At 62.4% G+C, this 22,033-nt stretch carries 23 protein-coding genes; 9 read left to right on the plus strand and 14 right to left on the minus strand.

The genetic code is table 11. The annotated features are described in order from the left end of the window. Nucleotides 1–87: 87 nt before the first annotated feature. Genes D3250_RS04440 through D3250_RS04485 form a run of 10 tightly spaced genes read right to left on the minus strand, consistent with a single transcriptional unit; the run spans nucleotide 88 to nucleotide 8,222 of the window. Entirely contained in the window at nucleotides 88–492 is a 405-nt protein-coding gene (locus tag D3250_RS04440) for a CrcB family protein (RefSeq protein WP_119902097.1), read from the minus strand. Beyond that, nucleotides 489–1,007 carry a fluoride efflux transporter FluC gene (locus D3250_RS04445; protein WP_158583070.1) on the minus strand — a complete coding sequence of 173 codons (519 nt, stop codon included), beginning with the start codon at nucleotides 1,005–1,007 and terminating at the stop codon, nucleotides 489–491. Before D3250_RS04445 ends, D3250_RS04440 begins: the two co-directional genes overlap by 4 nt. Before the next feature lie 22 nt (nucleotides 1,008–1,029). Then, nucleotides 1,030–1,749: a metal-dependent transcriptional regulator gene (locus D3250_RS12125; RefSeq protein WP_119902099.1), complete on the minus strand. Its 720-nt coding sequence runs from the start codon at nucleotides 1,747–1,749 to the stop codon at nucleotides 1,030–1,032. Nucleotides 1,750–1,789: 40 nt separating this feature from the next. Further along, nucleotides 1,790–2,653, minus strand: coding sequence for a metal ABC transporter permease (locus D3250_RS04455; RefSeq protein ID WP_119902100.1), 864 nt, complete (start codon nucleotides 2,651–2,653; stop codon nucleotides 1,790–1,792). Next, the gene (locus D3250_RS04460; protein WP_225973128.1) at nucleotides 2,650–3,381 is read right to left on the minus strand and encodes a metal ABC transporter ATP-binding protein; all 732 of its coding nucleotides are present in this window, start codon (nucleotides 3,379–3,381) and stop codon (nucleotides 2,650–2,652) included. The genes D3250_RS04455 and D3250_RS04460 overlap by 4 nt, the downstream gene beginning before the upstream one ends. A 6-nt stretch (nucleotides 3,382–3,387) precedes the next feature. Further along, the gene (locus tag D3250_RS04465) at nucleotides 3,388–4,305 is read right to left on the minus strand and encodes a metal ABC transporter solute-binding protein, Zn/Mn family (protein ID WP_119902101.1); all 918 of its coding nucleotides are present in this window, start codon (nucleotides 4,303–4,305) and stop codon (nucleotides 3,388–3,390) included. Nucleotides 4,306–4,330: 25 nt separating this feature from the next. Beyond that, nucleotides 4,331–5,152, minus strand: a complete 822-nt coding sequence (hisN, locus tag D3250_RS04470) for a histidinol-phosphatase (RefSeq protein WP_119902102.1) — start codon at nucleotides 5,150–5,152, stop codon at nucleotides 4,331–4,333. A gap of 9 nt (nucleotides 5,153–5,161) precedes the next feature. Continuing rightward, nucleotides 5,162–6,238 (minus strand): ribosome small subunit-dependent GTPase A, encoded by a 1,077-nt coding sequence (gene rsgA / locus D3250_RS04475; RefSeq protein ID WP_119902103.1) that lies wholly within the window; start codon nucleotides 6,236–6,238, stop codon nucleotides 5,162–5,164. Beyond that, nucleotides 6,235–7,566 carry a 3-phosphoshikimate 1-carboxyvinyltransferase gene (aroA, locus tag D3250_RS04480; protein WP_225973129.1) on the minus strand — a complete coding sequence of 444 codons (1,332 nt, stop codon included), beginning with the start codon at nucleotides 7,564–7,566 and terminating at the stop codon, nucleotides 6,235–6,237. The genes rsgA and aroA overlap by 4 nt, the downstream gene beginning before the upstream one ends. A 14-nt stretch (nucleotides 7,567–7,580) precedes the next feature. After that, nucleotides 7,581–8,222 carry a DoxX family protein gene (locus tag D3250_RS04485; protein WP_119902104.1) on the minus strand — a complete coding sequence of 214 codons (642 nt, stop codon included), beginning with the start codon at nucleotides 8,220–8,222 and terminating at the stop codon, nucleotides 7,581–7,583. Nucleotides 8,223–8,391: 169 nt separating this feature from the next. Here D3250_RS04485 and D3250_RS04490 point away from each other — a divergent pair, with 169 nt between their 5' ends. The 3 genes from D3250_RS04490 to D3250_RS12220 all read left to right on the plus strand — a co-directional run bounded on the left by D3250_RS04490 (nucleotide 8,392) and on the right by D3250_RS12220 (nucleotide 9,463). Then, the gene (locus D3250_RS04490) at nucleotides 8,392–9,024 is read left to right on the plus strand and encodes a sigma-70 family RNA polymerase sigma factor (RefSeq protein ID WP_119902302.1); all 633 of its coding nucleotides are present in this window, start codon (nucleotides 8,392–8,394) and stop codon (nucleotides 9,022–9,024) included. Continuing rightward, nucleotides 9,024–9,299, plus strand: a complete 276-nt coding sequence (rsrA, locus tag D3250_RS04495) for a mycothiol system anti-sigma-R factor (RefSeq protein ID WP_119902105.1) — start codon at nucleotides 9,024–9,026, stop codon at nucleotides 9,297–9,299. The genes D3250_RS04490 and rsrA overlap by 1 nt, the downstream gene beginning before the upstream one ends. Before the next feature lie 89 nt (nucleotides 9,300–9,388). Then, nucleotides 9,389–9,463 (plus strand): 50S ribosomal protein bL37, encoded by a 75-nt coding sequence (locus tag D3250_RS12220; protein WP_373868394.1) that lies wholly within the window; start codon nucleotides 9,389–9,391, stop codon nucleotides 9,461–9,463. 47 nt (nucleotides 9,464–9,510) lie between these two features. Here the strand turns inward: D3250_RS12220 and D3250_RS04500 are convergent, their stop codons facing one another. Both D3250_RS04500 and D3250_RS04505 read right to left on the minus strand, forming a co-directional pair. Continuing rightward, nucleotides 9,511–10,128, minus strand: a complete 618-nt coding sequence (locus D3250_RS04500) for a GDSL-type esterase/lipase family protein (protein ID WP_119902106.1) — start codon at nucleotides 10,126–10,128, stop codon at nucleotides 9,511–9,513. Next, complete coding sequence (locus tag D3250_RS04505) at nucleotides 10,128–14,027, minus strand: multifunctional oxoglutarate decarboxylase/oxoglutarate dehydrogenase thiamine pyrophosphate-binding subunit/dihydrolipoyllysine-residue succinyltransferase subunit (RefSeq protein WP_119902107.1); 3,900 nt, start codon at nucleotides 14,025–14,027, stop codon at nucleotides 10,128–10,130. The genes D3250_RS04500 and D3250_RS04505 overlap by 1 nt, the downstream gene beginning before the upstream one ends. Before the next feature lie 126 nt (nucleotides 14,028–14,153). Here D3250_RS04505 and guaB1 point away from each other — a divergent pair, with 126 nt between their 5' ends. The 6 genes from guaB1 to D3250_RS04535 all read left to right on the plus strand — a co-directional run bounded on the left by guaB1 (nucleotide 14,154) and on the right by D3250_RS04535 (nucleotide 20,867). Further along, entirely contained in the window at nucleotides 14,154–15,635 is a 1,482-nt protein-coding gene (gene guaB1, locus D3250_RS04510) for a GMP reductase (RefSeq protein WP_119902108.1), read from the plus strand. Between the two features lie 165 nt (nucleotides 15,636–15,800). Further along, the gene (locus tag D3250_RS04515; RefSeq protein WP_119902109.1) at nucleotides 15,801–17,189 is read left to right on the plus strand and encodes a hemolysin family protein; all 1,389 of its coding nucleotides are present in this window, start codon (nucleotides 15,801–15,803) and stop codon (nucleotides 17,187–17,189) included. Continuing rightward, nucleotides 17,186–18,259 carry a hemolysin family protein gene (locus tag D3250_RS04520; RefSeq protein WP_119902110.1) on the plus strand — a complete coding sequence of 358 codons (1,074 nt, stop codon included), beginning with the start codon at nucleotides 17,186–17,188 and terminating at the stop codon, nucleotides 18,257–18,259. The genes D3250_RS04515 and D3250_RS04520 overlap by 4 nt, the downstream gene beginning before the upstream one ends. A 37-nt stretch (nucleotides 18,260–18,296) precedes the next feature. Then, a complete protein-coding gene (locus D3250_RS04525; RefSeq protein WP_119902111.1) occupies nucleotides 18,297–19,223 on the plus strand; it encodes a metal ABC transporter substrate-binding protein in 927 nt (308 codons plus the stop codon). Next, on the plus strand, nucleotides 19,220–20,005 hold the full coding sequence (locus D3250_RS04530; protein ID WP_119902112.1) for a metal ABC transporter ATP-binding protein: 786 nt from the start codon (nucleotides 19,220–19,222) through the stop codon (nucleotides 20,003–20,005). The genes D3250_RS04525 and D3250_RS04530 overlap by 4 nt, the downstream gene beginning before the upstream one ends. Then, the gene (locus D3250_RS04535; protein ID WP_192892551.1) at nucleotides 19,998–20,867 is read left to right on the plus strand and encodes a metal ABC transporter permease; all 870 of its coding nucleotides are present in this window, start codon (nucleotides 19,998–20,000) and stop codon (nucleotides 20,865–20,867) included. The genes D3250_RS04530 and D3250_RS04535 overlap by 8 nt, the downstream gene beginning before the upstream one ends. Here the strand turns inward: D3250_RS04535 and D3250_RS04540 are convergent. Next, nucleotides 20,834–21,559 carry an alpha/beta hydrolase gene (locus D3250_RS04540; protein WP_158583071.1) on the minus strand — a complete coding sequence of 242 codons (726 nt, stop codon included), beginning with the start codon at nucleotides 21,557–21,559 and terminating at the stop codon, nucleotides 20,834–20,836. The two genes, D3250_RS04535 and D3250_RS04540, sit on opposite strands and share 34 nt — an antisense overlap. Nucleotides 21,560–21,566: 7 nt before the next feature. Next, entirely contained in the window at nucleotides 21,567–21,983 is a 417-nt protein-coding gene (locus tag D3250_RS04545) for a Fur family transcriptional regulator (protein ID WP_119902114.1), read from the minus strand. Between the last annotated feature and the right edge of the window lie 50 nt (nucleotides 21,984–22,033).

A 22,033-nucleotide genomic window follows, 5' to 3' on the forward strand; every position in this document is an offset into this window, starting at 1 on the left:
TTGTCAAACCCGTACCCCCGCATATAGCGGGTGTATCAGTCTATCTCAACAGGTGAAGGACTGTCATAATTCCCACCCCGCCAAAGGTCACACAGCCAATTGCCATCCGAGGACAAGTCCCGCCACTGCGGCCGCCACACCGCAGACCACGTGAATGGACCACATGCCTACTGCTTTCCAACGTGCGCCCGCAGTCCACTTCAGGGCGGCCCGGAGCGCCACCGTGGCGAAAGTGCTCAACGCCCCGGTGAGGCCCAGAGCCAATAGCCCCACAGCGAATGGCTGCCACTGCGCCTGGTCGTCGGCCGCACCGCTGGCCGCCAGCGCGCTGACTAAGCCGACCAAGAGACCGAGGGAGAGGCAGCCAATAGTGTTCGCCAGCAGGATTCCGGCGCGCAGATAGCGATCCAGCAGAAACCGAGCTATGGCTCCGATGGCGCCTCCGACAGCACCGGCTGCGATCACGCTCACGGTAAGTTCGGGCATCATCATGAGCGATCACCTTCCTGAGTGCGCGCCCTGTCACCGGAGTACCCGAACATCGCTCGGCCCACAGCGATTCCCGCCGCCGCGGCAGCTGTGCAGAAGATCATGGAAATCACCAGGTAGGCGCCTGCCTCCCAGATCTCCGGAGGCACCACCTGTGTCGACGCCATCTGGGCGAAGATATCGGGCTGCTGCACGGAAGCGCCCGCCAGGATGACTGAGGAGAAAGTAGTGAAAGACCCCAGGAAACCGGTGCCCACGACCGGAAGTGTCCAGCGAGGGAGGCCGGGCCAAGCGTAGGAGAAGCCGAAAAGTACCCCTAACCCCGCCGAGCCGGTGAGGTTCACCAGTAAAGTGATCCAGGGAAATCGCATGAACTGTTCATCCGAGAGTTGGACCAACACGAGCCGGAGCACAGCGCCGCACGCGCCGGCGAGGGCGATCCAAGCCACCAAGGCAGGCAGCGATAACTCTCTTCTGCCAGACGGTTCACGTCCGACAACTTCCTCGGATGTAGGCACGGGGTACAGGATAGACCGTCGGTCAGCGGGCGGTGACGCTGACGCGCACGGCATGGGCGATCTCATGGCCGATCGAGACGTTGCGCTCCCCGTGAGGCCCACTGATCACCACATCTCCGTTTGCAGAGGCCACCACAGTCACCGCGGACCCGATCGGCACATCCTGCTCGTCGAGAACGCGCAGCGCCGCTGGAACACTGTCATCGACCTGCTCCACGCGCACCTCAACCTCGGCCGGGACTTGGCATAGCAGAGTGGTCTCTGGATAGCTTAGGCTCAGCTCTCGGGTGGGGATCGGATCACCATGCGGGTCGGTGACGGGGTGCCCTAGTCTTGCGTCGAGCCGCTCGATGAATGTCTCCGAGACCGCGTGCTCCAGGCGCTCCGCCTCATCGTGGACCTCGTCCCAGGAGTAACCCATTTCACGGACCAGCCACGTCTCAATCAAACGATGCCGACGGACCATCGCCAATGCAAGCTTCCGACCCCGCTCAGTGAGCCGGACCGGCGCATAGGGCGTATGGTCCACCAGCCCCTGCTCCGCCATCTTGCGAATCATCAACGAGACGGACGGGTTCGAGACACCCAGAGTCTTGGCCAGTGCGCTGGCGGTGACGTCGGCACCTTCCCACTCTGCCAACCCGTAGATGGTCTTCGCATAGTCCTCCACTGACGTCGTGGCTGGTGCAGCAGCGCCGGTCGAGGGGAGGGTCGAACGGCCCTGGGCTGAAGTGCGTGGCATAGGACCATTCTGCCAGCCTCAGTGCCAGCGACGCAGGGGTTCACACCGCAACGGCGTCAGACGGCCGACGACGCCGCCACGCCTGTGCGATCACCCCTCGCCTGGGGGAGAGGAAGTAGGCCAACGCGAACTGAGCCGTGGCAGCGAGCACAATGGCTCCACCGGTGGAGACGTCCCACCAGTAGCTGGCGTAGACGCCCGCGACAGCGGCCACCGCGCCCACCCCCGCCGAGAGCGCGAGCATCGCCCCGAAGCTGCGAACCACGAGGAATGCGGTGGCGCCGGGAATCACCAGTGCGGCGACCACCAGAATCACCCCGAGGGTCTGCAGTGCCGTGACCGTGGTCAGCGCCAGAAGTGCCAGCAGGACGCCGGTGAGGGCACCCACCGGGAGGCCGATGGCCCGGGCGTAGGTCCGGTCAAACGCAAGAAGGGTGAAGTCGCGGCGCTTGAGCAGCAGCACGGCTGCAGTCACTGTCCCGAGCGCGGCTACCTGGTAAAGATCGGCACGTGAGGTCCCCAGGACGTTGCCGAAGAGGATGTGCTGCAGGTGGGTCTGGGTGGTGACTGTTGACATCAGAACCAGCCCGAGGGCGAACAGTGAGGTGAACACCACCCCAATGGTCGTATCGCGTTTGAGTGCCGTGGTCTGGCCGAGGATCCCTATCAGAGCGACAGCGGCCAACCCGAAGATGAAGGCACCGATTCCTAAGGGGACGCCAACGATGAAAGCAAGTACAACGCCGGGGAGGATCGAATGTGCTACCGCCTCTCCCATGAGCGACCAGCCCATGAGCACCAGCCATGCAGAGAGCATGCCGCAGACTGCGGCAGAGATGACCGCCACCGCCAGTGCGTTCTGCATAAAAGGGTATTGCAGGGGAGTCACCAGCAGATCGATCATGACAAGGCTTCTCCGAATGCCTGCGCCAGCTTCTCATCGGTCAGCACCACTTTGGGCGGCCCCGCCGCCAAGACTTTGCGGTGGAGCAGTATCACCTCATCGGCGAGGCTGTGCACACCTTCGAGGTGGTGGGTGGAGATCAGCACTGTGGTTCCTGAGGACTTAAGGTCGTGCAGCACCTGGGTGATGAGTTGTTCGCTAGTGCGGTCCACCCCGGCAAAGGGTTCATCCAAGAGCATCAGCGGCGCGCGCTGAGCCAACGCGCGGGCCACGAACGCTCGTTTCCGCTGCCCGCCTGACAGCTCTCCGATCGACCGCCTGCGGATGTCGCTCAACCGGGTCTGCTCCAGAGAGTGGTCCACCGCATCCCGGTCAGCGGGCCGGGTGAGGCGGAGGAAACCCATGTGCGGGTATCTGCCCATCATGACCACCTGCTCAACAGTGACAGGGAAGGTGGGATCGATCACTTCATGCTGCGGCACGTAGGAGACCAGGTTGCGGCGTCGTGCCCGAGCGGAGTCCGTTCCGAAGATGCGTATGCGCCCCTTGGAGGCCGGCACCATCCCCAGCAGTGCGGAGAAGAGAGTGGACTTTCCGGATCCGTTGGCACCCAGCAGCGCGGTCACAGTTGCTGGAGCCAGACCAAGACTGACGTCCTCCAGTGCGGTGACTCCGGGGTAGCCCGCGGTGAGGGACTCGACTAAGACCGGTATGGGTGCAGTATTCACCTGAGCTCACTCCGCCTGGCTCAGTATGGTGTCCGTTGTGTGCTGCAGGAGCTCGAGGTGGGTGGGTGCGGGGCCGTCGTCGTCGGTCAACGAATCCACGTAGAGGGGGCCGGCAAGCTCTGCACCGGTGGTTTCGGCGACTTGGGATTGGGCCGCGTCATTGACGGTTGACTCGCAGAAGATAGTCTCAACGCGGTGCTCTTCGATGAATCGAATCTGCGCCTCCACCTGCTGGGGGGTACCTTCGTTCTCGGCGTTGAGCGGCCAGAGGTAGTGCTCGGTAAGCCCCAAATCGTCCGCGAGGTACCCGAAGGCGCCCTCACAGGTGACCAGCACTGGGTCGGACGCTGCTGCAGCATGGGAACGGAACTCTTCAGCGAGTGCCTGCAGCTCGGCCCGGTAGTCCGCTGCATGCTCTGTGAAGCGCTCCGCGTCCGCCGGCGCGAGTTCGCTGAGGGCGGACTCAATGTTGTCGACGTAGATCAGTGACTGCTCCGGAGAGATCCAGCCGTGCGGATCAGTCGGCAAATGTGAACCTGTTCCCGGATCATCCGGATGGCCCGGAAGCCTCGTGATGGGGCGGGCGTGCATGCCCTCGGAGGCGGTGACGGTGGGCGCGTCCGAGTGGGCTGTGAACTGGTCGAACCATTCTTCCAACCCCAGACCATTCTCGATGATCAGGTCAGCATCAGCCGCGGCCTGCACGTCCGAGGGGGTGGGATCGTATTCGTGCACTTCAGCACCAATAGGAGTAATGGAGCGCACCTGAACGCTGTCTCCAGCAATTGTCTCGGTCATATCGGCGAGAACTGAGAAGGTGGTCACCACCATTGGGGTGCCCTCTGTGGTGTCAGGTTGATCTTGGACACATCCTGTGAGGGCCAAGATGCTGATAGCCGGGACTGCCAGAGAATACTTGGGCATGCCCCTACTCTAAAGTTAGACATGCCTAAAAGTCGAACGTCGGCTCGTTGGGCTGGGACTGAAGGGCTTGAAGGGCCTCGCTGTGAAGTCGACCGTTGGTCGCGAGTGCGTTGGGCCCGGTGCAGCCTGGGTCGTTGTCCAGGGAGGTGAACTGTCCACCCGCCTCGGTGACAATCGGGACTAGGGCCGCCATGTCGTAGAGCTCCAGCTCGGGTTCGGCAGCAATGTCGACGCTGCCTTCGGCAACCATGCAGTAGGACCAGAAATCACCGTAGGCACGGGTGCGCCAGACATTCTTGGTCAGGGTGAGGAACTGGTCGATGCGGTCAATGTCCCGCCATCCGTCCAGCGAGGAGTACGAGAAGCTCGCATCGGCGAGGTTCGAGACCTGGGAAACAGCGAGGTGTTTGGCGGCTGAGAGGGATTTTCCGGTGTACGCGCCTCCGCCCTGGGCGGCCCACCAGCGCCGTCCGAGGGCGGGCGATGAGACGAGTCCGACCACGGGCTCGCCATGATCTGTCAACGCGATGAGTGTGGCCCAGACGGGCACGCCGCGGATGAAATTCTTGGTCCCGTCGATGGGGTCGATGACCCATCGCCGGGGACCGGAGCCGGTCTCGCCGTACTCCTCTCCGTAGACCGCATCTCTGCCGCGTGCTCTGGCAAGCTGTGCTCGGATCAGCTCCTCGGCCTCCCGGTCGGCGACCGTCACCGGAGTCAGGTCAGGTTTGGTCTCTACGGTGAAGTCCATCCGGTTGAAGTGCCGCATGGTTTGTGCGTCGACCGCATCGGCGATCATATGGGCCAGACGAAGGTCTTCGGTGTAGGGGCTGGAAGCAAGGCTCATGGCCTTACTCTACGGTGCTCCGAGGCGTTTCTCGCTCTCATCCTCGGGGCTGCCAGCGAGTGAATGGAGCAGGCTCCGCAGGCTGGCCAGGCGCGCTGGACCGTGACGGCCGGCGTGACCCCCCGCGACCCATTCATCCAGCGCGCAGCCCCCCGACGGCGACTCATGCCGACAGCCGGGCTCGCAGGAGGCAGAACCCTCGACGAGATCTTCAAAGGCACCCAGTACGTCATCCGGGTGGACGTGTGCGAGACCGAAGCTGCGTACTCCGGGGGTGTCCACGACCCAGCCGTCAGGAGGCACTCGCAGAGCCACTGCGGAGGATGAGGTGTGCCGTCCCCTCCCGGTGACCGCATTCACTCCGCCGGTGGCGCGGTCGGCCCCGGTGAGGGCATTGACAATCGTCGACTTCCCGACTCCCGAATGTCCGATGAGGACCGTGACCTGTGCAGCCAGAATCGTGCGGAGCTGGTCTAGGGCCGCGGGGGAGAGTTGCTGACGCTCCTCGTGACCGGAGATGACAATGGGCAGGTCAAGTTCGGCATAGTGCGTCACGAGCCCTGCCGGATCTGCGGGATTGGGGGCCAGATCGGCTTTCGTAATGAGCAGAATGGGTTTGACTCCGGCGTCATAGGCGGCGGCCAGGGCTCGGTCAACAAAACCCGTACGGGGTGCGGGTTCCGCCGAGGCAACCACTATCAGCAATTGGTCTGCGTTTGCGACAATGACTCGTTCCGCCTCGTCGGTGTCGTCCGCAGAACGGCGAAGCAGGGTGTGGCGCTCTTCGATGCGCACCAGGCGAGCTAGGGTGCCGGTAGCCGCGGTGGTGTCGCCGACGAGCCGCACGATGTCGCCGGGGACGACCGGTGACCGGCGCAGGGCCTTAGCCCGCATTGCAGTCACCACGCGTTCGGGGGCAGATCCGGTGGCCTCAATGAAACACGTGTAGCGGCCACGATCCACTTGGACCACACGCGCCAGTTCAGCGTGAGAGTAGTCCGGCGTCTCTTTCGTGCGGGGACGGGACCCGCGCTTATTGGGCCGCACCCGCGCGCGGGATTCGTCCCATGAGTCCCAACGATTCATGCCTGTACCAGTGCGGACCACCGGTCGGGGAAATCGGGCATGGTCTTCGCTGTGCTGCCGATGTTCTCAACGATGACGCCGGGAACGGCGAGACCCAACACCGCTGCGAATGTTGCCATCCGGTGGTCTGCGTAGCTGTGCACCGTTGCAGGGTGCCTTGCGGGGGAGAGAATGCGAAACCCGTCGTCGGTCTCCTCGGCCGCACCACCCAGGCGGCGTACCTCGGACACCAGCGCAGCAATCCGGTCAGTCTCATGACCCCGCAGATGACCCACTGAGGTGAACTTCGTCTCTGTGGTGCACAATGCCGCCAGGGCGGCCACGGTAGGGGTCAGCTCCGCGGTGGCGTCGACTGTCCCCGGGCTCACCATCTGCTCGGGCCCCCGGACGGTGAGAGTTCCGGCAGTCTCGGAATAGGGCGCGAGCGATACCTGACAACCGAAGTCGGTCAGAAGCTGGGGCCACCGACGTCCGATCTGTGTGGAGTTCAAAGGCCATCCAGGCATGGTCACCGTGCCTCCAGTGACGGCTGCAGCGCAGAGAAACGGGCCGGCATTGGACAGGTCAGGCTCCACTCGGACCGTGAATGGAGCTATGGGGCCTGGTTCCACGCGCCATGTGAAGGGCGCTGGGCTCTTGACGTGCACACCGAGTTCGGCGAGGACCTGAAGCGTCATCTCGACATGTTCCAATGAGGGCACGTCTGCGCCGGAGTGACGGAGGGTCAGACCCTGCGACATACCAGGTGCGGCCAGAAGCAGTCCGGAGACGAACTGGCTTGAGGCGGAGGCGTCTATCGTGACGTCACCGCCGCTGATTCCCTCTGGTGAGTGGACGGTGAATGGGAGGTAACCCGTTGCGCCCTCTTCCTCGACCTTCGCCCCGAGGGTGCGCAGTCCTTCCAGAACTGCGCCCATCGGGCGCACTCGCGCCTCAGGATCACCATCGAACCGCACAGGTCGCCGCGCCAAAGCGGCCACGGCGGGGAGAAACCGCATCACGGTCCCGGCGAGACCGCATTCCACCGAGACGGGTTCTGTGCCCGGTGTCAGCGGGCTGATGCGCACTGCGCTCTCGCCGGATGCTTCCCAGCCCGCAATACGCTCAGTGGTTGCGCCGAGAGATTCCAAGGCGGCAAGCATCAGTGCTGAGTCGCGGGACTCCAGTGGATTGACCACCACGCTGGGCCCCTCGGCGAGAGCGGCGAGCAGCAGGAATCTGTTAGTCAGCGATTTCGAGGCAGGTACCGCAATTTCCCCGTGCACGGGTGTCGAGCGATGCGGAGCCAGCCATCCTGCGTCGTGGCGAGGTCTCAGATGCTCGTTCACGGGGGCCTCTGAGATCAGGCGACCTTGTCCTTGGCCTTCTTCGCCTCAGCGGTCGCGGAGCGCACAGCTTTCCTCGCCTGCTTCTCCGCCTTCTTGAAGCTCTTCTTGGCGTCCTTTTCCCAGGTGCTGAGGGTCTTGGAGGCGTCATCACCGAGGTCCTCGGCCCACTTGCGGGTATTGTCTCCGAACCGTGTGCCCTGCTTCTTAGCGCGCTTGGAGATATGCTCGGCCCGCCAAGCCAGCGATGGTTTCCCGTTGAGGTCCACCAGGGCGAATCCCAAACCACCCAAAATGGAGATGTTTTTCAGCAGCGTCTTCCGCTGTGCGACCTCATCTCCAGGTGATTGCAGGTCAGCGGAGCGGAATTCGGCGTAGGAGTTCAGCTTATGGGCACCACACAGCGCCAGCGCGGCGATTCGGGGGAACTTGCCCACAGCCAATGCCACACCGGCGGCGACTTCGACTCCGCCGAGCACCTGAGCGGTGAGGCGAGGCTTCGCAGCGACTTGTTCAGCTTGTGATACAAAACCAGAGATGTCGTTTAGGGCGGGAGAAAGTTCCTCCGCAGCCTCATCGGGGTTGCGCAGCTTTTCCACACCGTCGTAGATGAACGTGGCGCCGAGTAGTGGCCGGGCAATTTTGCGGATCAGAGTCATGCTAGTTCCTCCTTGAGGCGGGAATCCCGCGCCTTAAAACGCTTGTCCAGGACTAATCTATCAAGTAGCTAGGAATGTGGAAGCCATCGCTGTGGTTCTGACTAGCATGACTGTGGCACTGCTAGACCGTCCCCCGAAGGATCAGGTGGTGGGCGTAGACTCATTAACGATGAGTGAGCATACTGCCCCTGGGTCCACACTGTCCGAGGAGATTGACGTCGCTTCGGAGACCGACGCCGCGCGCCGAACCAGGTTTGAGCGCGAGGCGCTGCAGTACGTTGACCAGTTGTACTCAGCGGCGATGCGAATGACCCGCAACCCTCAGGATGCTGAAGACTTGGTCCAAGAGGCCTATACGAAGGCGTATTCGGCTTTTCATCAGTACAAACCGGGAACCAATCTTAAGGCCTGGCTGTACAGAATTCTGACCAATACCTACATCAATATCTACCGCAAGAAGCAGCGCCAGCCGCAGCAGGCCAATACTGACACTGTCGAGGATTGGCAGATGGCGCAGGCGGCCGAGCACACAAGTTCGGGCCTGCGCTCAGCTGAGGCCGAGGCTTTGGACCACCTCCCGGATAACGATGTCAAGGAGGCCCTCCAACAGATCCCTGAGGAGTTCCGCCTGGCCGTGTACTTCTCAGACGTCGAAGGGTTCGCCTACAAGGAGATCGCGGAGATCCTCAACATCCCGATTGGGACGGTGATGTCCCGGCTGCACCGGGGAAGGAAGCTGCTGCGAAATCTGTTGTCTGACTACGCGAGCGAGCGCGGCTTTAAGCGGCGGGAGGAAGGCTGATGGGCACGGAGAACTGCAGGGACTGCGAGTCGACTGCTGAAGCGGTGGAACGTCTCGAGCGAATCTACGAGTACCTGGACGGGGCGCTGTCTCGAGACGACATCAACGATGTCCAGAACCATCTCAGTGACTGCCCAGAGTGCGCCTCCGACTATGATCTGGAATGCCTCATTCGCTCAGTCGTCAAGCGCTCCTGCACAGAGCAGGCTCCTGAAACACTGAAGCTGACGATCATCCAGCGCATCAGCCAGATTAAGATCGAAGCGCGACACTGAGCCCTCCCTGGTTGCAGTCCTGGGAGCCTTTCCCTGACCTTAGACTGTTCCTGTAAACTTGGGCAGGTTGTCAACGAAAGGAGTCCACTATGGGTAAGCGTGGACGGAAGCGCAAGGCACGCCGCAAGAACAGCGCCAACCACGGCAAGCGGCCTAACGCCTGAACGTTATCAGCGCAGTAGAGCTCCATCAGTGAAGAACTGGTGGAGCTCTACTCTTTAACGCCCAGCCAAGCGTGCCATCCGCGATGGAGAACCAGCCACGCGATGAGTCCGAAGGCCGCCTGGCCGGGGCGACCTTCGTTAGCGGTGAGATCGGTGCGCCACTGTGCGTGATCCGCCAACGGAGTGAACGCGTCAACGTAGGTATGGCCACGGCGTTCGGCAACATCCATGTATGCGCGGTTGAGCTCAGCCACGCGCCGATTGTGGTCCGGGTCAAGGCCCGGAACAGGCCCGACCACGAAACACCTGATGCCTTGTTGAGAGGCCCGATCAAGAATATTGGCAAGATTGAGCCTGGCTCGGGCTGAGGACGCCGACCGCAGATCCTTGTCATTGAGCGCAACCAGCAGGTATCGCTCAGCGGCGTCCTCCCCAGCGATGGGACCGAAGCGCGATGCAGCTTCCCCCTCCCAGCGCTTGGAGAGGGCTTCAACACCCTCCCCGGGAACCGCGAGCACATACGGCTCAAGCTGGATGCCATCCAGCGGAGTCTTTGACATCACCCGACCCAACCATCCCAGGGCTCGTGGATCCGCCGCAGGGGTCAGTAACTCATCGCCGATGGCCACCAGTCTGACCCTCCGCGGAAGTGTCACTTCCTCCATCACAGGTCCAAGTGGGGGAAGGCTTCGGCAAGTAGCGTGTCCAGTTCCATGGCATGGCGCTTCGCCTGCCCCACCGACGTGGCGGCCGACTCAGACCGCGCCACTAGTGAGAATTCCTGAGACAGCTGAGGAGCGAAATTCATCCCGAAAAACGGCCACGGGCCCTGATTGCGAGGCTCGTCCTGGGCGTAGACAAACGACTTGGCCTGCGTGTACTTGTCCAGCTCCTTCTGGAGCGTCTCGACAGGCATGGGGTAGAGCTGCTCGAGCCGCAGGATGGCGGTGGTGTCATCCTTGTGCTTGGTGCGCTTGGCAACGAGGTCGTAGTAGAGCCGTCCGGAGACGACGAGGACCCGCTTGACCTTGTCCGGGTCAACATCCCGGTCCGGAATGACCTCTTGGAAGGTGCCGGTGGTGAAGTCTTCGACCGAGTTTGCTGCAGCCTTCAGGCGCAGAAGCTGTTTGGGACTGAACACGATCAGCGGCCGGCGGGGGCGTGCGACAGCCTGCCGACGCAGCAGGTGAAAGACATTCGCGCCTGTTGACGGCATGACCACGGTCATATTGTCTTCAGCACACAGTTGGAGGAATCGCTCCGGGCGGCCCGAGGAGTGGTCCGGGCCCTGACCCTCGTAGCCGTGCGGCAGCAGCATCACGAGGGAGGACCGCTGGCCCCACTTCTGCTCGGCTGTGGCCACAAACTCGTCGATGATGATCTGCCCGCCGTTGACGAAATCACCGAACTGTGCCTCCCATAGCACCAGGGAGTTTGGGTTCTCCACAGAGTAGCCGTATTCGAAGCCCAGAGCGGCGTACTCTGACAGGTGGGAGTCGTAGATGAAGAACCTGCCCTGATCGTCGGTGAGATTCTTCAGGGGATACCACTCATCCCCATTGGTCCGGTCGTGGAAGACCGCGTGACGCTGCACGAAAGTGCCGCGGCGGGAATCCTGCCCGGACATCCGGACTGGAACGCCTTCCATGAGCAGGGAGCCGAAGGCTGCGATTTCCGCGAAACCCCAGTCGATGCCTCCTTCGCGGGTCATCTTGGCGCGCTTCTCCAGCAGCGCCTTCAGCTTCGGGTGAGGAGTGAATCCATCGGGGATATTCGTGTGCGCCTCGCCGATGTGCGCCAACCGCTCACTGCTGATGGCGGTGTCGTCGGGAGAGCGCTCCGGAGTCTCTTCCTCTTCCTGCGAGGCTGTCGGCGCGAGATCGCTGCTGGAGGGGCCCCCGCTGGCCTCGACTGTGGAGACCGGCTGAGTCTGCGCTGCGTGTGTCTCGGTGAAGACGCGCTCCAGCCGCTGACGGTAGTCCGCCAGTGCCTGGTCCGCTTCCTCCTGGGTGATATCTCCACGTCCAACCAGAGCCTCGGTGTAGAGACGGCGAGTGGTGCGCTTGGCCTCCACCAGGTTGTACATCTTCGGCTGGGTCATGGAGGGGTCGTCACCCTCATTGTGACCACGGCGCCGGTAGCACACAAGGTCTATGACCACGTCTTTGTTGAAGCGCTGGCGGTAGCGGAATGCCAGCTGGGCCACCCGAGCGACCGACTCGGGGTCGTCGGAGTTCACGTGGAACACCGGAGCCTGGATGGCCTTAGCCATATCGGTGCAGTAGGTCATTGACCGGGCGGCTGAAGGCGCGGTGGTGAAGCCCACCTGGTTGTTGACCACTACGTGCACGGTGCCGCCAGTGCGGTATCCGCGCAGCTGGGACATGTTCAGAGTCTCCGCCACGACGCCCTGACCTGCGAAGGCGGCGTCGCCGTGGATCAGCAGCGGCATGACAGAGAAGCTGTCGAGTTTGTCCGCACCGCGGTCCAGACGGTCCTGCATGGCACGGACGACACCTTCGAGAACTGGGTTGACGGCTTCCAGGTGAGAAGGATTCGCTGCCAGGTAGACGCGCGTGGTGTTCCCCCGGTCGGAGGTGAAGGAGCCGCGTGTGCCAAGGTGATACTTCACATCACCGGAGCCGGTGCTGGAACCGGCTTCACGGCCCTCGAACTCGCGGAACACCTGAGCGTAGGTCTTGCCAGCGATATTTGTCAGGACATTGAGTCGACCGCGGTGCGCCATGCCGATGGCGACCTCGTCGAGACCTTCGTCGGCGGCGCCGGAGAGGATGGTGTCCATAAGTGGGATTAAGGACTCGCCTCCCTCCAGTGAGAAACGTTTCTGCCCCACGAACTTGGTCTGGAGGAACGTCTCAAAGGCTTCCGCTGAATTAAGCCGAGCGAGGATTCGAAACTGCTCATCCCGGCTGGGTTTGGTGTACGGGTGCTCGACCTCCGTCTGGAACCATTCCCGCTCCTCCGGTGACTGGATATGCATGAACTCGATGCCGCTGTTGCGGCAGTACGTGTCCCGCAGCACCCCCAGGATCGAACGCAGCGGTAGGGTCTGCTTCCCGCCGAAACCTCCGGTGGGCCACTCGCGGTCCAGGTCCCAGAGGGTCAGGCCATGGTTTCCGATCTCCAAGTCTGGGTGCGCCCGCATTTTGTACTCCAGCGGGTCCACCGAGGCCATGAGGTGGCCACGAACCCGGTAGGAGTGGATGAGCTGCTGGATTCGAGCGACCTTGTTGATCTGCTCCTCAGGATTGACCTGGATATCCGCCGACCAGTGGATGGGCTGGTAGGGAATGCGCAGGGCTTCGAAAATCTCCTCATAGAAATCGTCTCTGCCCAGCAGCAGTTCATGAATGGTCTTGAGGAACTCGCCCGACCCAGCACCTTGGATCACGCGGTGATCGTAGGTGGAGGTCAACGTGATGATCTTGGAGACTGCCAGATTGTTCAGGGTCTTCTCTGAGGCGCCCTGGAACTCTGCCGGATACTCCAGCGCGCCGACGCCGACGATCACGGCCTGGCCCTTGGAGAGACGAGGGACCGAGTGCACAGTGCCGATCCCGCCAGGATTGGTCAGGCTCACGGTGGTTCCGGAGTAGTCACCGGGAGAGAGCTTGTTGTCGCGGGCCCGTTTGACCAGGTCGTCGTAGCCGGCCCACCATTCAGTGAAGCTGAGCTCCTCGGCTCCCTTGATATTCGGCACAATCAGTGCGCGGGTTCCATCGGGACGGGGCATATCGATCGCGAGTCCGAAGTTCACATGGGCGGGGTGGACTGCTGTGGGCTTGCCGTCGACCACGTCGTAGGTGACGTTCATAGAGGGATGCTCTCGGAGCGCCTTGAGCATCGCGTAGCCGACCAGATGAGTGAACGAGACCTTACCGCCGCGGGTTCGCTTGAGGTGATTGTTGATGACCGTGCGGTTGTCGATCAGCAGCTTCGCAGGCACCGCACGCACGGTGGTCGCCGTCGGAACCTCCAGGGAAGCGTCCATATTGGCAGCGATTGCCTTGGCGATCCCCTTCAGGGGCTTGTGCTCATCCTCTCGAGGCTTATCAGACTTATCGTCGGCGTCGGCTTTGGCGGGCTCCGAGGGAATGGGGCGGGTGGGGTCAGCTTTGCGCGTTGTCGCCTGGCGGGGGGCCTGCGACTTCGAACCGGTCTTCGAAGTCTCCTCCGACTTCGAGACCTTGTCAGCCTTCGGCTTCTGTGAGCCTGCCGGGTCGGCAGGTTTGGCAGTGGTCGGCGTCGTCTCATCCAGGGGCGGCTTCTGATTGCTGGCGGCTGGCTCGGAGTCGACGCTGTCCCGCGAAGTTTTCTTGGTGGCTTCGCCCTGGGCGGATTCCTGCTCAGAAGCCTTGTCTGGCTGAGCATCCTCTGGGGCACCGTTGGTGGACTCTGCCTCCGACTCCAGGCTGCGGAAGATGTCCGCCCATTTCCGGTCTACCGAGTCAGGATCTTGTCGGAACTTGTCGTAAATGTCGGCGACCAGCCATTCATTGCCGGGAAATTCTTCCGCGAGACGGCTGGACGTTAGCTCTGGCACTGTGGATACGCCTCTTCCATTGTGATCTGGTTGCCGGGCACGGCGTCGTGCCTCAGTGGATCATTCGCCCTCCAGCATAGTGACTTTATCCTCGTCGTCGCCACTGTTCGCGGTATCGTGTCCGTGATGCAACTGATCAATGACCCTGGCTATGACCTCACCTATGCGGATGTGTTCCTCGTTCCTTCGCGCTCTGAGGCCTTATCGCGCTTCGAGGTGGACCTTTCAGCCGATGACGGAACTGGCAGCTCCACTCCGCTGATCGCGGCAAATATGACAGCTGTCACCGGACGGCGCATGGTCGAGACGATGGCTCGTCGAGGTGGGTTGGGAGTGCTGCCCCAGGATGTGCGCACGGAGATCATAAGAGAGGTCACCGACTGGGTGAAGACCCGACACCCGGTGCTGGAGACTCCCCTCAAGGTCACGGGCGGCGACACTGCCCTCGATGTCCTGCATCTGTTGGACAAGCGCAACCACGGTGCCGTCTGTGTTCTGGACGAGGCGGGTCAGTTGGCCGGTGTGGTGACAGCGGACGACACAGTGGGGGTAGACAGGTTCTCCTCGGTGGCTTCCCTTATGCGCATGCCGCAGGTCCAGTTCACGGACCAGGACCTGCTGCCCGATGACGCCACCGAACCTGCCGTTGCCCTGGAGCCCGCTTTCGCTGCTATGGAGGCCGCAGGGACGAACTACGCCCCAGTCACTACTGCCTCAGGAGAACTTCTCGGTGTACTCACCAGGGCAGGTGCTCTGCGTTCGACCATCTACCGCCCGAACCTGGATAGTGCGGGTCGGCTGAAGGTGGCTGCAGCGGTGGGCATCAACGGCGATGTGCGCGGCAATGCGGAGGCGCTGCTGGAAGCGGGAGTCGATGTGCTTGTAGTGGACACGGCCCACGGACATCAGCAGAAGATGATTGAGGCTCTGGCTGCTGTCCGGCGAGCCGTGCAGGCCAGCGCGCTTCCGGTACCCGTGGTAGCTGGCAATGTGGTCACGGCCGACGGGACCCGCGAACTGGTCGAGGCTGGCGCGGACATCGTCAAGGTCGGAGTGGGGCCCGGGGCGATGTGCACCACACGCATGATGACTGCAGTGGGGCGCCCCCAGTTCTCCTCTGTCCTGGAATGCGCAGCGGCTGCGCGGGAGCTGGGTGCCCACGTATGGGCCGACGGGGGTGTGCGGTACCCTCGCGACATCGCCCTGGCGCTGGCCGCAGGAGCGTCGCAGGTGATGATCGGCTCCTGGCTGGCCGGAACCTACGAATCCCCCGGGGACCTCCTTACGGCTGCCGATGGACGGCGATACAAGGAGAGCTACGGTATGGCCTCTGCCCGCGCGGTCCAGCATCGGACGTCGACTGAGTCTGCCTTCACTCGCGCCCGCAAGGGAATGTTCGAAGAAGGTATTTCCACCTCCACCATGTTCTTGGACCCGGCACGGCCCGGTGTCGAAGACGTCATGGACTCGATCACAGCCGGTGTTCGCTCCTCGTTCACCTATGCCGGGGCTCGCACCCAGACAGAGTTCCGTCAGCGGGCCGTCGCTGGAGTCCAGTCGGCAGCCGGGTATGAGGAAGGGAAACCCGTTCCTACGGGCTGGACCTAGAGCTGGACTCAGCACTTTCGCCGCTCGGCCTTCAGGAGTGATGTGCGGGGCGTAATTCGTGCAGCGCGGTGTAGAATCTGGATTCTTATGGAGTATCGACAACCCGGCTTCCCCCGTACTGACGTCTGTTCTTTGGCCGGCTCACCGCGGAGGTGCTTCCGCTAAGTGGAGTGGATCCTCCTGCTGGTCGGCATCCTGCTGATTCTCGGCAATGGTTTCTTCGTCGCCGTTGAGTTCGCCCTTGTGGCATTAGATCAACCGACTGTTCAGCGCGCCATCGACCTCGGCGATAAGCGCGCAGTGCCGCTGATGAAATGCCTGAAGTCCCTGTCCACCCAACTTTCCAGCTGTCAGTTGGGCATTACCTTAAATACTCTGCTGATCGGCTATGTGACCGAGCCGGCACTGGGCAGTCTGCTGGAACCAGTGATGGAGGCGGCTGGAGTCCCGGACGCTGCGGCGTACGGAGTATCGCTTTTTGTGGCGATGCTCATCGCCACCCTGGCCACCATGCTGATGGGTGAATTGGTGCCGAAGAACCTGGCCGTAGCCGAGTCCTTCCGGATCGGACGTGCCTTGGCCCGACCTCAGCTGGTCTTCACCACGGTGTTCAAACCACTGATTATTGTGCTCAACGGCTTCTCCAATAAGGTGCTCAACAGGTTCGGACTTGAAGTCAAGGAGGAGCTCTCCGGGGCTCGTACGCCCGAAGAACTTTCGGCCATGGTGCGCCGTTCCGCCAGCCTGGGCACCCTGGATGAGCAGGCAGCGACCTTCCTGGACCGCACTCTGCGGTTCGCCGAACAGACTGCCACCGACGTGATGACCCCACGGCCGCGCATGGTCACCGTTGATGCCGATGCGTCCCTGGACGAGCTGATCGTCACTGCTCGGCGCACCGGATACTCGCGCTTCCCCGTGCTGGGTGAGTCGGGTATCGATGAGGTGCGCGGCGTCGTACACGTGAAGAAAGCTGTGGCGGTTCCGCGCGGGAAGCGCGAACCGCTGGTGGCTGCCACTGTGATGAGCGAGGTGACACGGGTGCCGGAGACCATCCACTTAGATGCGCTGATGGCGGAGCTCCGCCGGGCGCCGCTGCAGATGGCAGTGGTGGAGGACGAATATGGCGGCACTGCCGGGGTGGTGACGCTGGAGGACCTGGTGGAGGAGATCGTCGGGGAAGTGGCCGACGAACACGACGCTCTCACCCCCGGGGTTCTGCAGTCCGCGGCAGGAGAGTGGTACTTCCCGGGCCTGATGCGGCCAGATGAGATCAATGCGCAGATCCTCGAACTGGAGATCCCGGAAAACTCGGTCTACGAAACGGTGGCCGGCTTCATCCTCAACGGATTGGGGCGCGTCGCTGCTCTGGGTGATGAGGTGGAGTTTGCGGCGGGCCGGCTCCGAGTGGTCGGCATCGATGGCCGGCGTATCGACAGGGTGAAGTTCATTCCTGATCTCGAGTCACGCAGAGCAGCCTTGGAGGCACACGCTGAGCGGGTTCAGAAGCTTGCTGCCGAACGTGCTGAGCGGCAGAGGACCGGTGGGCGATGACCTCGGACCTGTTCGGGCTGGTGTGGCTGGTGGTTCTCCTAGCAGGCAACGCGTTCTTCGTGGCCGGCGAGTTCGCTGTGCTCTCCGCTCGGCGCAGTCAGATCGAGCCCAAAGCCGATGCCGGTTCGAAGAGGGCCAAGAAGGCGCTCTACGCGATGGAACATGTCAGCCAGATGCTGGCGATCGCCCAGCTTGGGATCACCGTCTGCTCGCTGCTGCTGCTACTGATGGCCGAACCGGCCATCCACCACATGCTCGCGGTTCCGTTCGAGGCGCTGGGCCTCCCCGATGCGGCCAGCTACGTTGTCAGTCTGGTGGTTGCCCTGTTGCTAGTCAGCTTCCTGCACGTCACATTCGGAGAGATGGTTCCCAAGAACTTCGCAGTCTCTGTGGCTGACCGTGCCGTGCTGCTGCTGGGTCCGCCCCTGGTGTTCCTTTACCGAGTGTTCATGCCAGTCATCTGGCTGCTGAACAGTTTCGCCAACCTGGTGCTGCGGGCTTTCCGGGTGACACCGCGGGATGAGGTGATCTCAACCTTCACCCTCGACGAGCTGGAGTCGATTGTGGCCGAGTCCAAACGCGGCGGTACGGTCACCGACGACGCCGGGATCATTGCTGGTGCCTTGGACTTCACAGAGCACACCGCAGACGAAATCATGGTTCCGGTGGAGGAGCTGGTCACCGTTCCCCAAGATGTGACGCCGAAAAAGGTGGAGAAGGCCGTCGGCCGAACAGGGTTCTCCCGTTTCGTCGTCGAATCGGAGTCTGGCACCTATTCTGGATACCTGCACCTGAAGGACGTCATGGCGCTGCCCGAGGCTTCGGTGGATTCGCCCATTCCGGTCACCGTGGTGCGCTCGCTGGGCAACATGCGAACCGGGGATGACTTGGACAGCTGTCTTGCGGCGATGCAAGCCTCAGGCTCACACCTGGCCCGTGTAATGGACGATTCGGGGGCGACCGTCGGCATTCTCTTCCTAGAGGACATTCTGGAAGTTCTCGTGGGCGAGATACATGACATTACGCAGGCGCGTGACAGCAGAAGGCAGCATTCAGTAGATAACGCTTGATTTTGAGAACAGTTTGCAACAAGTGTACTCTGAGTGCATGCGAAAATCTTCTCTCAGCGCCGCTGCGTGTCTCGGCGCCCTGATACTTTCAGGCTGCGGGGACGACGCTCAGGGAACGACTCCGCCGGCTGACGAAGCTGCAGCGGAGGACACCGGCCTCACCATTGTTGCCTCAATCGATGTATACACAGACCTGGTGGAGGCCATCGCGGGCGACACGGTGCAGGCTGATCCGCTGGTTGATTCCACCGCGGTCGATCCCCACTCCTACGAGGCGACGCCGCAGGACCGACTGGCTGTGGAGAACTCCGATGTGATCATCGCCAATGGTGGTGGTTACGACTCGTTTATCACGTTGCTTGCCTCGGCCGCGGCCAAAGAAGACCAGGTGTACCAACTGATCCCGGGGGAGAATGACCACGGCCACGAGTTCGACGGAACGTGGGAGAACGAGCACATCTGGTACGACTTGGAGCAGATGAGCGAGTTCGTACTGGACTTCGCTGATTACCTGGGGGAGCTCGCCCCGGAGAACGCTGATTTCTACGCGGAGAACGCCGAAGCACTCGCTGGCGACATCGATGAGCTGGCAGAACGGACCCGCGCCCTGGATGCTGAGGGTCTCAGCTATTTCGCCACTGAGGCCGTCAGCGGTTTCCTGCTCGATGAGACTGGTCTCGAGAACGTCACGCCTTTGGAGTTCCTCAATGCTGTCGAGCACGGAGACGACGTCTCTGCGCGACTGTACTCCGAGGCCCTGGACTTGGCTGAAGAGATAGAGCTTTTGGCCTTCAACCCGCAGACAGAGACGCAGCAGGCAGCACGAATCCGTGACGCCGCTGAGGACGCCGATGCTGTGGTGGTTGAGTTCACCGAGACGCTTCCGGAGGAGGCTGACGGATACTTGGGGTGGATGGACGCCAATATCGACCTCCTCGAGGGTGCCCTGCAGGAGATCCGTTGACCGATCCAGCACTCCAGCTGGAAGGCGCAGCCGTCCGATTCGGCGCTCGGACTCTGTGGTCAGATGTCAGCATCTCTCTCGAGCGCGGTGAATTTCTGGCCGTCCTGGGGCCCAACGGGGCCGGCAAGTCCACGTTCCTGAAGGTGCTGCTCGGATTGCAGCGGCTCAGCGCAGGAACTGCCCAGGTGCTGGGGAAGCCTGTGCGGCGCGGTTCCCACCGGGTGGGCTACATACCGCAGCATCACCAGCTGGAGCTGGAGACCCCGCTGCGTGCCCGCGATCTGGTAGCTCTGGGACTGGAGGGCCATAAGTACGGCCTTCCGTGGGTCAGTCACAAGGCGCGGGCGCGCATCGATGATCTGCTCGACCAGGTGGGCGCCCGCGACTACGCCCAGCGGCCTGTCGGGGTACTCTCCGGTGGTGAGCAGCAGCGGTTGCGGGCAGCCCAGGCCCTGGCCGGCAATCCTGGTCTCCTGCTCTGCGACGAACCTCTGCACTCGCTGGATCTCAACCACCAACGGGCTATCACAGAGCTGATCCGCCGACAGGCCGTGGACCGCGGAGCGGCAGTTGTCTTCGTCACGCATGAGATCAATCCCGTGATCGAACATGTTGACCGCGTCCTGTATTTTGCTCGGGGAGCTCACCGGGTAGGGACCGTGCAGGAGGTGATGCGCTCCGAGGTGCTCTCCGAGCTGTACCAATCACCGGTCGAAGTCATCGAACACAAGGGCAGGCTGGTTGTCATGGGCGAGCACTCGGAGGGAACACACCATGATTGAGCGGTTCGCCTCATCCTTCAGCACGGAGAACTACTGGGACCTGTTCCAGCTGGTGCAGAACTCTGTGCTCACCGCGGCGGTACTGGGACTGATGGGTGGAATCATCGGCGTCTTCATCAACCTGCGCCGGGCCGGGCTGGTCGTCCACGGGATAGCCGAGATCAGCTTCGCGGGTGCGGCCCTGTTCCTGCTGATGGGACTCGATGTTGTGCTCGGTTCGGCGCTGGGAGCAGTCGCGGCTGCGGCCCTGATCGGTGTCTTGAGCATCCGGGACCGGGAGGTCAGTGCTGTCACCGCAGTGCTCATGCCTTTCGGCATGGGTCTGGGCATCCTCTTTCTATACCTCTATCAGGGGCGGACAGCCAATCAATTTGGGTTGCTTACGGGCCAGATCGTGGGAGTCGACGACATTCAGACCCGGACCCTCATCTCTGTGGCGGTCCTGATCAGTGTCATCATCATCGTGATCTGGCGCCCCCTGATGTTCTCCTCTGTGGACCCGCAGCTTGCTGCAGCCCGCGGTGTGCATGTGAATCTGCTGACCATCGTCTTCATGGTCCTGCTCGGCGGCGCGGTCGCGATGAGCGTGCAGGTAGTGGGCGCATTGTTGGTCCTAGCGCTGCTAGTCGTGCCGAGCGCGGCAGCACTCAAAGTGGCCCGTCGTCCCCTGGTGGTGGTGCTGCTGTCGTGCGGGTTCGCGCTGTTCTCAGCCGTGGCCGGCATCATGATCGCAATCATGGGCACGGTGCCGATCAGCCCCTACATCACGACTATCAGCTTCCTGATCTACGTGGTGTGCCTGCTGGTGGGTCGGCGCCAGCGCGCCCGCTACTCCGCTGTGACAGCTGAGGCGATGAACTGAGTCGTGCGTCGGCCGACGAGCTCGGAATCGTGGTCAAGCGGCGCCACATGACGGCTGCGGCGCAGAATCGCCTCATGGGTCTGCGGAACCATGCGCTTCAGCAGGTTCGCTGACGTCGAACCGACCACATTGTCGATCGGTGACCGCAGCATCAGCACTGGGGTGCCTGCGTTCGCAAGCGTCGGCAGTGCCGCCCGAGCCTGCGCGAAGACTCGGTCCAACTCTCCCACCGCACGGAGCGGGGTGACGGGATAAGCCTCTTCGGTGACGTCGGGCTTCGCGATATCCCCAGCGATGGAGGCAATGGTGGGTCGGATTCGGGCCAGAACTCTGGCCAGCCGACCGGTGCCCAGTTTCAGCCGCAGGCCCGGATTGATCACGACGACGCCAGCCGAGTTCCTCTTCGCGGCGATCCAGAGTGCCAGGGCCCCTCCCATCGACAAACCGACGGGGACCACGACCTCGCAGCGAGCACCGAGCCGGTCGTAGGCCTGGGCTACGGCCTCCCAGACAGCCTCGGCGGGAGTGGCAGCCAAGTCTTCCCATTGGGTTCCGTGCCCTGGGAGCAGCGGCAGCTCCACCTCATAACCGGCAGCAGTCACGGCATCTGCCACTGAGCGCATGGACTCCGGAGTAGAGGTGAAACCGTGGAGGATGAGGGCACCTGCCCGCACATCTGGGATAGCACTCACATCCGGACTACACTGAGGAGCAGTTTTGACAGAGACCGTAGACCTCGAGGGTGTGCCGCACCTCGGTGAAACCGTTCTCCGCGGCAAGTCGACTGACCCATGACTCCATGTCCGGGGCTTCGAACTCGACGGCGAGTCCGCAACTTCGGCAGACGAGGTGGTGGTGATGCTCCTGTCCGGCGCAGAGGCGATAGATCGCCTCACCGTCATCAGGCCGCAGCACATCCAGCAGGCCTTCCTCCTGGTGAGTCTGTAGGACGCGGTAAACCGTCGCCAAGGAGACCTTTTCGTCCCTGTCGCTGAGGATTCGGTGGAGCTCCTGAGCAGAGACGAAGTCCTCCAGCTCGCTCAGGGCGGCCCACACGGCGCGTTTCTGCCGGGTGGATCTGCCTTTCACCTGAGGGGTTGAAATGCTTGTGCTCATGGTGCGATAAGGGTAGCAGGGAACCCTGTTCACACTGTGGAGTGGACTAT

The organism is Nesterenkonia natronophila (genome assembly GCF_003595215.1).
Lineage (GTDB): Bacteria > Actinomycetota > Actinomycetes > Actinomycetales > Micrococcaceae > Nesterenkonia > Nesterenkonia natronophila.